The organism is uncultured Polaribacter sp., assembly GCF_947503875.1.
GTDB lineage: Bacteria > Bacteroidota > Bacteroidia > Flavobacteriales > Flavobacteriaceae > Polaribacter.
Map to the genome: position 1 here is coordinate 28,401 of NZ_CANNFH010000003.1, position 13,430 is coordinate 41,830.

Genomic DNA, 13,430 nt, shown 5'->3' on the forward strand with positions numbered 1-13,430 from the left:
AAAATACTATACACGGTTCGTTTTTATTTCATTTTCACCTAAAAACAACCATTTTTAAGATTAAACAATTGTATGTTCATTTTTTTCTCTTTTAAAAATGAAATGGCTTTTTTACTACGCAAACCAGACTTACAATACACTACTAACTCTTTATCTTTTGGTATTAAGTGTATTTTATCTGCTAATTCATGCAATGGAATGTGTAAACCACCAATATGAAACTCTTCTCTTTCCCACTCTTCTCGCACATCTAACAAATTATACTTTTCTATATTTTTTTGCAAGTCTGCTTTGGAAATTTCAATATCAAAAGTAATGCCGCAAAATAAATCGTAATTATTTTCTAAATCCGTAATTTTTAGAGTGGTATCTTTTTGAAAGTTAATAATAGTCTGACTTGCATTTAATGCGCTGTATAACAATAATTTATTAGCCAACACATTTCCAATACCTAAAATAATCTTAAGAGCCTCATTTGCCTGTAAACACCCAATAATGCCAGGTAATATGCCTAAAACTCCAATTTCTGAACAATTTGGCATTTCTTTTGGCTTTGGAGGTTCAGGGTACAAACATCTATACGTAGCACTTTGTTGGTAATTAAAAACACTTACTTGCCCTTCAAATTTAAATATAGCTCCATAAACTAAAGGTTTATTAGTAATAACTGCAGCATCGTTGGTTAAATATCTTGTAGAAAAATTATCACTACCATCTAAAATAACATCGTATTTCGTAAACAACGAAAGCGCGTTTTCTTTTGTCAATTTATTAGTATGCACATCAAATTTTACAAAGGGATTTAGTTTAGATAAACGCTTTGCAGCAATTTCTGACTTAGAGAAACCAATATCGTCTATGGTGTACAATATCTGTCTTTGTAAATTACTTTGTGCTACTACATCATCATCTATAATTCCTATGGTGCCAACTCCTGCAGCAGTTAAGTATTGTAAAATAGGACATCCTAATCCTCCTGCTCCAATAACCAATACTTTGGCTTGTTTTAGTTTTAACTGCCCAACTTCTCCTATTTCACTTAAAATAAGATGCCTATCGTATTGTTTTTTTTCTCCTTTTGTGAATTCCATTTTGTATCAAACCTTTTCAAAATGTTCCCAATCTTTCCAAACCACCTCTAAACCTCTACTTTTAAGCATGCTCACAATTTCTTCTGTACCACGTTCATCAGAAATTTCAAACTGCTCTAAAGATTCTGGCTCTACAGCGTATCCACCAGGGTTTGTTTTAGATTCTGCGCTAATAGAAGTAATTCCTAAATTAACAATATTGTTTCTAAAAATTTCACTTTCTCTTGTAGACATCGATAATTCTACATCTTCATCTAACAAACGAAAAGCACAAATTAATTGTACCAAATCTGCATCTTTCATCTCTACTTTTGGCTCTAAACCACCTGAATGTGGTCTTAAACGCGGAAATGAAATAGAATACTTTGTTTGCCAGTATGTTTTCTTTAAGTATTGTAAATGTAATGCTGTAAAAAAGCTATCTGCTCGCCAATCTTCCAAACCAAACAAAGCGCCTACTCCTATTTTATGAATACCAGCTTTACCCAATCTATCTGGAGTATCTAAACGATAATCAAAATTAGATTTTTTTCCTTTAGGATGGTGTTTTTTATATTCTTCTCTATGATAGGTTTCTTGATAGACTAAAACTGCATACAAACCGCTTTCTATTAAACTTTCGTATTCCTCTTTATCTAAAGGTTGTACCTCTATAGTTATATTAGAAAATTGAGATCGTATTAATTGAATTGCATTTTTAATATAGTTTACACCTACAGTTTTATTGGCTTCTCCTGTAACCAAAAGAATATGATCATATCCTTTATCTTTTAAAAAAGCCACTTCTTTTAGAATTTCTGAGTCCGTTAATGTTCTGCGTGGTATTTTATTGGTCATACTAAAACCACAATAGGTACAAATATTTTGGCACTCATTACTAAGATACATGGGTACATACATTTGTATAGTGTTTCCAAATCTTTTTTTAGTAAGCAACTGACTTTTTTGTGCCATTTGCTCTATAAATGGTTTTCCTGCAGGAGATATTAACGCTTTAAAATCTTCTAAATCAATTTTTTCTTTGGCTAAAGCCGATTGCACATCTTCTGTAGTTTTTTTAAAAATACTTTGCAGCGTTTCCTCCCAATTGTAAGTATCAAATAGTTCTTTAAAATGGCTCATATTTTTAATTTAAAAAAGACGTTAGCGGACTACTTGCTTCTGCAGTATTTTTTATGCTAGCCAGTTTTGCTTCAAAAGCCATTCTGCCAGCAATAACTGCTTTTTCAAATGCTTTTGCCATTTTTACAGGATCTTTAGAAACTGCTATTGCTGTATTTACTAAAACAGCATCTGCACCTAATTCCATAGCAAATGCAGCGTGAGATGGAGCTCCAATACCAGCATCTACAATTACAGGTACATTAGATTGTTCTATAATTATTTCTAAAAAATCAACAGTTTTTAAACCTTTATTACTTCCAATGGGTGCACCCAAAGGCATTACACATTGCACACCAACATCTTCTAAACGTTTACACAAAACAGGGTCTGCATGTATATAAGGCATTACTACAAAACCTAATTTCACCAATTCTTCTGCTGCTTTTAAAGTTTCTATAGCGTCTGGTAATAAATACCTAGGATCTGGATGAATTTCTAATTTTACCCAGTTGGTTTCTAGGGCTTCTCTAGACAATTCTGCCGCAAAAACTGCTTCTTTCGCATTTCTTACACCAGAGGTGTTTGGTAATAAATTAATGTGCGAATGATTTAAATGGGTTAAAATATCATCGTCATTATTGTTAATATCTACTCTTTTTAAAGCCACTGTTACCAACTCGCTTTTAGAGGCCAATAAAGCTTCTTTCATTACCATTGAAGAACTAAACTTACCAGTTCCTGTAAATAATCTAGAGCTAAATTCTTTATTTGCTATTTTTAATATGTCAATCATTTTTTAGCTATTTTTTGTTTAAATCATACACTTGTTCACGAGTGCTTTCATCTTCTAAAATTTTATGAAAAGTGGAAATTTTATTAAAATCGTTTGTAATTTCACTAGATACAGCCAAGCCATACAAACCCAAATTTTTAAACTTGGTTGCATTTTGTAAAGTAACCCCTCCAATTGCCAAAATTGGTGTTGTAGCTTGTAATGCACCAATAATTTTTTGATAACCTTCAAAACCTAAAACAGGACTCAATTCTTTTTTTGTTTTTGTAAATTGAAAAGGACCTAAACCAATATAATCTACATTTTTAGCAACTAATTTTTCACAATCATTTAAGGTATTTGCTGTACCACCTATGGTGTACCATTTGCCTAAATACTCACGTGCTTTTAGTGGGCAAAAATCGTTTTTACCTAAATGTACACCATCTGCATTTACTAATTTTGCAATTTTATAAAAGTCGTTAATAATTAATCTTGTTTGGTAGAATGCTGTTATTTCTCTCGCTTTTTTTGCGGTTTCTAAAACCGTATCAAAATCTACATTTTTTAACCTTAATTGTACACAAGCAATTCCAGAAACACAAGCCTGCTTTATATTTTGCAAATGTGCCTCTGTATCTTTTCCTTGTGATATATAATGTAATTTGTGTATCATTTTAATTGATAATTGTGGGTTCCTAATAAAGAAGTATTTGATGTTAAAAAGTACTCGATATACTTTTTTGTTTTTTTACAAGCTACTTCTATTGTATTATGCTGCGTTAAATTAGCAGCTAAAGAAGATGATAAAACGCAACCACTTCCATGTTTTTCAGAAATTTTATGTATGTTTTCTTTTGAAGGCTCTAAAGTGATTTTTATATTTTTATTATAAATAATTTGATCCCAACCTTTTTTATGAACTCTATGACCTCCTTTTAAATATAAATTGGTTCTTTCTGTTATAAATTGAATGGTTTCTTCTACCGATTTTTCTGGAAATAAAGCTTTTATCTCATCATAATTTGGGGTGATAAAAAAACAATTTTTAAATACCTTTTCTAAAATTTCTAAATTTTGATGCGAATGAAATGTAAAACCAGCACTCGCTTTTAATACAGGATCTAAAATTATTTTAATGTTAGGATTTTGTTCTTTTAATAAAATAGTAACTTCTAACAAGGTTGCCCAAGATTCTATAATACCAATTTTAACAGTGTCTATTAAAAAACGTTTAAAAAGTATTTTAATCTGATTTAAAATAACCTGTTTTTCTATCCAAATACACGCTTTAAAAGCAGTATCATTTTGAACTGTAACTGCTGTACAAACCGATAAACCATAAAGATTATGGGCCTCAAACGTTTTAATATCTGATGTAATGCCTGCACCACTAGATGGATCTAAACCTGCAATTGTTAAAATATATGCTTTGGGTTTCATAAAAAATATTTTTAAGCGTTTTTATACACTGTATTTATTTGCACAAAACTTTCCACAGGATTTTTCGCATTCCAAATGCCGCCTAAAACTCCAATTCCCTTATAACCTAGCTGCAACGTTTCTTGTATGTTTTTTGAATGAATGCCACCCATACCAATAATAACTTTATCTATATGGTTTACATCAAATCCTTTTCCTTCATATCCTTTTTTAGAAATTGATGTAAAAACGGGACTTAACAAATGATAATCAAATTCAAAATAACAATCTTTTAAAACTTCTGGTTCATGAAAAGAAGAGCTAATTGTTTTACCATACATGTTTAAATTTTTAAAATACGCACTTGGATTCTCTATGTGATATTTACGTTTTTGCTCTTGAAAATGAATGCCTTTTAAATCAAAGTCATTTATTAATTCATGATAATAATGTAATACAATTCGGTTATGGTATTTTTTGTCTATTTTATTTAAATAGGCAACATGCTCTTCGTAGTTTTTTTCTGGTTTTCTTAAATGATAATACTGCAACCCTTCTTTAAACAATTGGTGCAAAATTTCAATTTCGTTTGCAATATCTTTTTCTGGAGCAATAAGTACAATCATATTTTTTATTAATTTATATACAGATTATTTTGATTTTACAACTTGTAATGGCAACTCTATTTTGAGTTAGGGATTGAAGTGGCATCCTTTTGTTTTTACAAAAGATAAAACGGAAAGCCCGACCACGCTCTAAAAGCGTGGGAACTTCCATAAAATATTATAAATAAACTTTAGACCCTTTTTCTTTAAACTCTTTCGATTTTTCTTCGAAACCTTTTGCAATTACTTCATTGTCTACTATATCATTTTCGGCGGCAAAATCTCTAACTTCTTGCGATATTTTCATAGAACAGAACTTAGGACCACACATAGAACAAAAATGTGCCACTTTTGCGCCGTCTGCAGGCAATGTTTCATCATGATATTCTAAAGCGCGTTCTGGATCTAAACCTAAATTAAACTGGTCTTCCCAACGAAACTCAAAACGAGCCATACTTAATGCATTATCTCTGTGCTGCGCGCCTGGATGTCCTTTTGCTAAATCTGCAGCATGTGCAGCCAATTTGTAAGTTACAACGCCTACTCTAACATCTTCTTTATTTGGCAAACCTAAGTGTTCTTTTGGAGTTACATAGCACAACATGGCACAACCAAACCAACCAATCATTGCAGCACCAATACCAGATGTAATATGATCATAACCAGGTGCAATATCTGTGGTTAAAGGCCCTAAAGTATAAAAAGGAGCTTCATCACACACGTCTATTTGTTTTTCCATATTCTCTTTAATCATATGCATTGGTACATGTCCTGGACCTTCGATAAAGCATTGCACTTCGTGCTTGCGTGCTATTTGTGTTAACTCGCCTAAAGTTTCTAACTCTGCAAATTGTGCTTCGTCATTTGCATCTGCAATAGAACCTGGTCTTAAACCATCTCCTAGAGAAAAGGCAACATCATACGATTTTAAAATTTCACAAATATCTTCGAAATGAGTGTACAAAAAACTTTCTTTATGGTGTGCCAAACACCATTTTGCCATAATAGAACCACCTCTAGAAACAATACCTGTAACACGTTTTGCTGTCATGGGCACATAACGTAGCAAAACACCTGCGTGAATTGTAAAATAATCTACACCTTGCTCTGCTTGTTCTATTAATGTATCTCTAAAAATTTCCCAAGTTAAATCTTCTGCAACTCCGTTTACTTTTTCTAACGCTTGGTAAATTGGCACAGTTCCAATAGGTACTGGAGAGTTGCGTATAATCCACTCACGGGTTTCATGAATATTTTCTCCTGTAGATAAATCCATAATATTATCTGCACCCCATCTACACGCCCAAACTGCTTTTTCTACCTCTTCTTCTATTGAAGATGTTACTGCAGAATTACCAATGTTGGCATTTATTTTTACCAGAAAATTTCTACCTAAAATCATAGGTTCTGCTTCTGGGTGATTAATGTTTGAAGGAATTACAGCACGCCCTCTTGCAACTTCTGAACGCACAAATTCTGGTGTAATTTTATCTGGAATAGAAGCTCCAAAATGTTCTCCTTTGTGCTGTTTTCTTATTTCCGTCATTTCGTCTATTCGTTGATTTTCTCGAATAGCGATGTACTCCATTTCTGGCGTTATAATTCCTTTTTTAGCATAATGTAATTGGGTAACATTTTGTCCTTTTTTAGCACGCAATGGTTTCTTTAATAAAGAAAAACGCATGTGGTCTAAACTTTTATCGTTTAAACGCTCATTACAATATTTAGAAGAAAAACCCTCTAATTGTTCTACATCTCCACGATCTTTGATCCAGTTTTCGCGAATTCTTTCAATTCCTGCATGAATGTCTATTTTTTTGTTAGGATCTGTATAAGGACCAGAAGTATCATAAACTGTTACAGGCTCATTGGGTGTTTTTTTCTTTGTTAGAGAATCTGTAGTATCACTCAAAGAAATTTCGCGCATTGCTACTTTAATCTGAGGATGAATTTTTCCTTGCACATAAATCTTTTTAGATTTTGGAAAAGGATTTCTTGTTACTCCATCTTGTTTTGGGGCGGTGTCTTTTTTTTTCATAATGATATTAGATTGTTTATAGCTAGTATTTTAAAAGTAATTTTAACCACCTTGTGTGGATTTAATTATTAAAACATCATCATTATCTTGAAGCGTTTGCAAAGACCAATCGGTTTTTTTTATAACACTGCCATTAATAGCAATAGCAATCCCGTTCGTTTTTATGTTTAAAAAACGAACTAAATCTTCTAACGCTAATGTTTCTGAAAATTGATGATTTTCTTGGTTTACTTTTATAGTAATCATGTTTATACGATTTTACTGTAAACCAAAGAGAAGTAACAATACTAAATCTAAGCAACTTTTTCCTACGTTGGTATTAACCAAATCAGGTTCTAAGGATTTTTCTCAAACTAATTTAATAGCTACTCCTAAAGTTTACTATGTAAAGATAACAAGAAAACTATTTAAAAACGTGACTTTTAACTTTAAATTTTAGGCTAGTACTAATATTAATAAACTTGAATAGAATTTACCTGAAAATTATAAGTACGCCGTTTTTTCTTTAGCTATTTAAAAAAAAAGCAGCATTTTTAGTTTTTACCCTAAAAATACTGCTTAAAGAATGCTATAAAATGTGAAGCTATTGTAAAATTAAAAAAGCCTTTTACTTCACTTTATCGTAATTGTCATCCCAATTTTTAGGCTGGGGATTTTCTTTTAATTTCCCTAAGGACTTTGCAACAAGCATAGAAACTGTAGCATCTCCTGTAACGTTTACAACAGTTCTGCACATATCTAAAGGCCTATCTACAGCAAAAATAAGTGCAATACCAATAGGTAAAAATTCCGCAGGAAAACCAATAGTTTCTAAAACAATTACCAACATTACAATACCTGCACTTGGCACTGCAGCACTACCAATAGATGCTAAAACAGAAGTACCAATTATTACCAATTGATTGCTTAAGGTTAAGCCTTCTGGCCATAAAACTTGCATTATAAAAACGGCTGCAATTCCTTGGTATAAACTTGTACCATCCATATTTACAGTAGCACCAACTGGTAAAACAAAACCAGATACTTCTTTGTCTACACCTAAATGCTCTTCTACCCTTTCCATAGTTACAGGTAAAGTGGCTGCACTAGAACTTGTAGAAAAAGCTAATAATTGTGCTGGACTAATTTGTTTTAAAAACCAAATTGGCGATTTTTTTGTGTAGATACTAACTAAGGTAAGATAAAAAGTAATCATTAACAACAAACCACCAAGCACGCATAAAGCATAAGATAGTAGTTTTACTAAAATTTCTGTATCATCAAAAGCTATAATTACGTTTGCTAATAATGCAAAAACAGCATAAGGCGCAAAAAGCATAATTAAATCTACCATTTTCATTACCATTTCATTTAAAGAATCGAAAAAGTCTACCAATGGTTTTGCTTTTTTTTCTGATATTAATAACAAAGAAATTCCTACAAATAAAGCAAAGAAAATTATTTGCAACATACTGGCATCCGTAAATGCTTTAAAAATATTACTCGGAAAAATATCTACCAAAGCTTGTAAAGGCCCTGCATCATTTTGTGCACCTGCCTTTGTCAACTTATCAGTTACACCAGATGACGTAGCGTATTTTTCTTTTATTTTAGAAATAGTATCTATAGACATGCCTGTGCCCGGTTTCACCAAATTTACAATACCTAAACCTATTATAACAGCAACAATGGTTGTAGAAAGGTAAATACCAATTGTTCTAAAACCCATTTTTTTGATTTTAGAAATATCTTTTAAATCGGAAATTCCTTTAATTAAAGATGCCAAAATTAGCGGAACAGCAATTAGTTTTAATAGATTTATAAAAATTGTACCAAATGGTTTTATCCAATCTGTTACAAAGCCTTTCCCTCCATCTATATTATTCATGACAAAGCCAAAAATAATACCCAATGCCATTCCTATTAAAATTTTCCAGTGTAGTGCTAAGTTTTTCATTAATTCTTTTACCTTTTTAAAAATTGAAAGATAAAAAAATATTTAATTTTTCCGTGACTTTATTTATATATTGTGTCATATTTTTAGAGAACAAACATATTCATTATTAAAAATATAAAAATGGCAGGAATTTTAGATTTATTAAACAGTGATTTAGGAAAGCAAATTATATCTGGAGTAGCAGGCTCTACAGGAACAGATTCTGGCAAAGCAGGAAATGTATTAACAATGGCGTTACCAGTTTTAATGAAAGCAATGGAACGCAATACTGCAACACCAGAAGGTGCACAAGGCTTACAAAACGCTTTAGAAAATAAGCATGATGGCAGTATTTTAGACAACTTAGGTGGTTTTTTTGGTGGTGGTGTAGATGATGCTGTAAAACAAGATGGAGCAGGAATTTTAAAACATGTTCTTGGTGCTAAACAATCTGGAGTTGAACAAATTATTGGTCAGAAATCTGGTTTAGATGCGGGTGCTGTTGGTAATATATTAAAAGTAGCGGCACCAATTTTAATGGGAGTTTTAGGAAAGCAAAAAAGAGAACAAAACATTACAGATTCTAACGGAATTGGAGGTCTTTTAGGCGGTTTATTAGGCGGTGCAAGTAATTCTGGACCAGTAACTACAGAACAAAGTTTCTTGGAAAAAATACTAGATGCAGATGGTGATGGTAGCGTTATAGATGACGTTGCTGGAATGTTTTTAGGCGGTGCTGAAAAAAAATCTGGAGGATTAGGTGGAATGCTTGGTGGTCTTTTTGGAAAATAAAATCAGGTATGAAGTTTGAAGTTTGAAAAAAAACTAAAATGTTTATACTAAAATCACTAAACTAATTTCAATAAATTAATAAAAGTAAAAAGCTCAAAATCTTTACGATTTTGAGCTTTTTTATTGAACCTCTTCTTTTTTCTATATTTAGTTTTTAACTATTTTTCTAATTGCAATTTTACCTTTGTTATTTTGTATTTTAATTAAATATACTCCTTTTGATAAAGTACTTACATCAACTCTATTTTCACTAGTTTCTAATACTTTTTTACCTAGAATACTATACATTTCAATTTTTTGAATTGTGATATTGTTTGTTTTGATGTTTAAAACATTTGATACTGGATTTGGATACATGGTAATATTGTTTACAAAATCTTCGTCTTGAACACTTAACGTAGAGCTAAAATTAGCAGTTATATTTTTATCAGCATCCATAGTAACTGTAGTTATAGCTGCAGTTCCTGTAATATCTCCTGTCCATTCTGCAAATGCAAAGTTTGCATCTGGTGTTGCTGTTAATGTTACTAGTGTTCCATCATCATAAGTTCCGTTTACTGGTGCAGGACTTGCTGTAACAGCACCATCTGTAGCCACAATTGTTAAGGTTCTTTGTATTTTACTAAATTGTGCAGTTACTGTTTTGTCAGCATCCATAGTAATACTTAATGGATTTGTAGTTCCTGTTGCATCTCCAGACCAACCATCAAACTGAAAACCTGCATCTGGGGTTGCTGTTAAGGTTATCACTGACCCCTCATCATAAGTTCCGTTTACTGGTGCAGGACTTGCTGTAACAGCACCATCTGTAGCCACAATTGTTAAGGTTCTTTGTATTTTACTAAATTGTGCAGTTACTGTTTTGTCAGCATCCATGGTAATGCTTAATGGATTTGTAGTTCCTGTTGCATCTCCAGACCAACCATCAAACTGAAAACCTGCATCTGGGGTTGCAGTTAATTGCACAGCTTCACCATCTTCATAAGTTCCATTAACTGGATTAGGGTTAGTTGTAATTGTTCCATTAACAGCTGCCAATGTAAGCGTTCTATTAATTGGTGTTGATGCTCCAAACTCGTATGCACCTAAATCAACAGTTCCATTAAAAATTCTAGAATTCCCCAAAAGATCAGTTCTAGAGCTTGAAAGAACTTTTGTATTATCTCCTGCATCAATAGCTGGAGAAGTAGCCAATAAAGTAAAATCTTTAGCTGTTACATTAGAAAATTCTGGTATTGAAGCTGTTACATTTACCTTTCTATTTGCAGGTATTTGATTTAGTAAATCTTGAGCAATACAATTATTTGCGCTTAAAATAACATTTCTAAAATTTGCTAGACTGTTCCCTATAGATCTTAAAGAGCCATTAATATTGTTCAGATTATAATAATAAATAGAATTCGCTGTTTCTAAAAATATTCTACCGCTTCCATTTCTTGAAGCGTTTATAACAGAAGAAGTAGCGTTGGTATTTGAAGCAAAATTATTTCCTACAAATGTAGAATTAATAATTCTTACATTTTGTGTAGCGTTACTATCTTGTCTAAACCAAGCAACTGAACCTGGTGCACTTGCATTACTTGCATCATTAACAATATTGTCATTAAATAATGAATTGGTAATATTAACATTTAATACTTCACCATTTTGACCTCTAGTATATAAAACAGCACCAAATTTTGCTAAATTATTAAGAGCTTCTACATTTTCTAAATTTAAATCTCCTTTAACATCTAAAGCTCTAATTAAGCCTCCGCCCAAACAAACATTGTTTTTAAATATACAATTTTTTATTGTTGTATTTTTTGTGCCTGAATTTATGAAAATACCAGCCCCACCTTTTTGATCTCCTGTGCTGCCGTTAGCATGGCCATCTTGTATGGTAAATCCATCTAAAACTGTATCATCAGCAATTATTTTTATAATATTAAAAGCATTATCTCCTCTATTATTACCTGAAAAATCTAAACCTGTGTCATTATTATTAATGTCTCCTGATAAAATAGTAACATTTGTTTTTACATTTCTTTCGCTTAAATTAGTTTCTGTACCGCTAAAACCTCCATATAATTTATTTTCATTACCAATTCTAAAAGACTTATTACGTGCAGATGGCACATAAGTACCTGCAGCAACCCAGAATTCTTTTCCAGTTTTTCTATCAACTGCTTCCTCTAAACTTGTGTAGGCATCTGCCCAACTAGAACCATTATTGGCACCAGTAGCATTAACATCTACAAAATATTGATCTCTTGGAGGTAAAATAGTGATATTTCCGATGAGTTGAATTTGACTAACATCTAAAATTCTATTAAAAACTCTGATATCATCTAATGCCCCAGTGTAGAAATTACCACCTCCTTGAAAAACTCTAAAATCTTGACCTGCAACAGTAAAATTAGGCTGATTAGATGTTGGCACTAATGGAGTTCTTGCAGAATTTTCAAAAATACCATCTATAAATAGTTTCAATTCAAATTGAGTTGTAGCACCTGTAGTAATTTTCTCTATAGTATAGGCAATATGATGCCAATTATTATCATTAACAATACCTCCAGAAACCCTAGTTATAGGTTGACTTCTACAACTATTATTACAAGTTGCTCTTATTATGGCTTCTACACCCGAATTTAAAGTAGAAATTCCATGACCCACTAAACCACCAAACTGTGGGCCAGAAGCAACAGTACTTTGTATCATTTCATTATTATTTCCATTACTAACATTAGTCTTCATAAAAAAAGATACTGTTAAATTTTCTCTAATACCAATGCCGTTCGCTCTTAAGCCTGTAGCTCCTGCAGACTCTAAAGCACTCATAGCACTTCCATCTTGACCTTCAACTACTGTTGGTGCATTTCCGTTTATTAAACTTAAATTGTTTTGAATACTACCAGTACTGTTTAAACTTCCTTGGCTAAAATCATATTTTAATAAATCGTCACTTGGCTCAACTTCGCTTAAAGATTCTATTTCAAATAAATCTAAAGGACGAGTCCAAACTTTTATATCATCAAGTTTTCCAATAAACTGAAACGCACCAGGAGATCTTGACCATAATGCTGTTCTGTTTCCATTAAATAAAACTCTATTTGCTGCAATTGATTGATATGGTGTAGTACCTGTACCATTTTGAACACCGTCTACAAATAAACTTACTCGAAATCTATCATTATTGCCATCTACTTCTTTAGAAACCACAACTATAATATGATGCCAGTTACCATCTGAAATACTAGAAGAAGTAGAGGCATTTGCTAAACCAGAATTTACTACATCTATAGAGGCTCTTATTCCCCCGTTTTCTTGAGCAATGCTTATTCCACCACTATTCCCATTATTATTGTTATTCCATTGTTTCATTATTAATCGATAAGAACTATCAGATTGAGTTAAATTTACCCAAAAACTAAAAGTAAATTCTTCTCCAGTTGCACTATAGTTGCCAGAATTCATACCAAAAGATCTAATTTCTAAAGCATTATTGGCAACTCCATTTCTATCTTCTGTAGAGTTATAATCTGTGCCTGAAATAATCATATCTTTATTTCCGGGATTTGCTAAATTGGTAAAGTCGTTATTTGTAAAATCGTAACGTTTTTCATAGTCTGTTGGTCCTTGGGCTAATAAAATGCTTGTAATAAAAAGCATTAAAGCAAGTAATCTTAATTTCATAATATTTATTTTTTTA

11 protein-coding genes and 1 riboswitch are annotated in these 13,430 nt (G+C 32.0%); of the genes, 1 reads left to right on the top strand and 10 read right to left on the bottom strand.

Translation table 11 applies throughout. The features are described from left to right. Positions 1–38 precede the first annotated feature (38 nt). The 9 genes from Q0684_RS05120 to Q0684_RS05160 all read right to left on the bottom strand — a co-directional run bounded on the left by Q0684_RS05120 (position 39) and on the right by Q0684_RS05160 (position 8,968). A complete protein-coding gene (locus Q0684_RS05120) occupies positions 39–1,091 on the bottom strand; it encodes a HesA/MoeB/ThiF family protein (protein WP_299013443.1) in 1,053 nt (350 codons plus the stop codon). A gap of 6 nt (positions 1,092–1,097) precedes the next feature. Next, positions 1,098–2,213, bottom strand: coding sequence for a 2-iminoacetate synthase ThiH (gene thiH, locus Q0684_RS05125; RefSeq protein ID WP_299013445.1), 1,116 nt, complete (start codon positions 2,211–2,213; stop codon positions 1,098–1,100). A 4-nt stretch (positions 2,214–2,217) separates the two neighbouring features. Further along, a complete protein-coding gene (locus Q0684_RS05130; RefSeq protein ID WP_299013447.1) occupies positions 2,218–2,988 on the bottom strand; it encodes a thiazole synthase in 771 nt (256 codons plus the stop codon). 7 nt (positions 2,989–2,995) lie between these two features. Beyond that, positions 2,996–3,643 carry a thiamine phosphate synthase gene (gene thiE / locus Q0684_RS05135; protein WP_299013449.1) on the bottom strand — a complete coding sequence of 216 codons (648 nt, stop codon included), beginning with the start codon at positions 3,641–3,643 and terminating at the stop codon, positions 2,996–2,998. Beyond that, the gene (locus tag Q0684_RS05140) at positions 3,640–4,410 is read right to left on the bottom strand and encodes a bifunctional hydroxymethylpyrimidine kinase/phosphomethylpyrimidine kinase (protein WP_299013450.1); all 771 of its coding nucleotides are present in this window, start codon (positions 4,408–4,410) and stop codon (positions 3,640–3,642) included. The genes thiE and Q0684_RS05140 overlap by 4 nt, the downstream gene beginning before the upstream one ends. Positions 4,411–4,421: 11 nt before the next feature. After that, positions 4,422–5,015, bottom strand: coding sequence for a thiamine phosphate synthase (locus Q0684_RS05145; RefSeq protein WP_299013452.1), 594 nt, complete (start codon positions 5,013–5,015; stop codon positions 4,422–4,424). Between the two features lie 157 nt (positions 5,016–5,172). Next, positions 5,173–7,032: a phosphomethylpyrimidine synthase ThiC gene (gene thiC, locus Q0684_RS05150; protein ID WP_299013454.1), complete on the bottom strand. Its 1,860-nt coding sequence runs from the start codon at positions 7,030–7,032 to the stop codon at positions 5,173–5,175. Between the two features lie 42 nt (positions 7,033–7,074). Next, the gene (thiS, locus tag Q0684_RS05155; protein WP_299013456.1) at positions 7,075–7,278 is read right to left on the bottom strand and encodes a sulfur carrier protein ThiS; all 204 of its coding nucleotides are present in this window, start codon (positions 7,276–7,278) and stop codon (positions 7,075–7,077) included. A gap of 42 nt (positions 7,279–7,320) precedes the next feature. Further along, positions 7,321–7,415: riboswitch (TPP riboswitch) on the bottom strand. Positions 7,416–7,639: 224 nt separating this feature from the next. After that, a complete protein-coding gene (locus Q0684_RS05160; RefSeq protein ID WP_299013458.1) occupies positions 7,640–8,968 on the bottom strand; it encodes a dicarboxylate/amino acid:cation symporter in 1,329 nt (442 codons plus the stop codon). A 120-nt stretch (positions 8,969–9,088) separates the two neighbouring features. Between Q0684_RS05160 and Q0684_RS05165 the strand changes: the two genes are divergently transcribed. Next, positions 9,089–9,739 carry a DUF937 domain-containing protein gene (locus tag Q0684_RS05165; protein WP_299013460.1) on the top strand — a complete coding sequence of 217 codons (651 nt, stop codon included), beginning with the start codon at positions 9,089–9,091 and terminating at the stop codon, positions 9,737–9,739. Positions 9,740–9,886: 147 nt separating this feature from the next. Here the strand turns inward: Q0684_RS05165 and Q0684_RS05170 are convergent, their stop codons facing one another. After that, on the bottom strand, positions 9,887–13,414 hold the full coding sequence (locus tag Q0684_RS05170) for a LamG-like jellyroll fold domain-containing protein (protein ID WP_299013462.1): 3,528 nt from the start codon (positions 13,412–13,414) through the stop codon (positions 9,887–9,889). Positions 13,415–13,430: the final 16 nt, after the last annotated feature.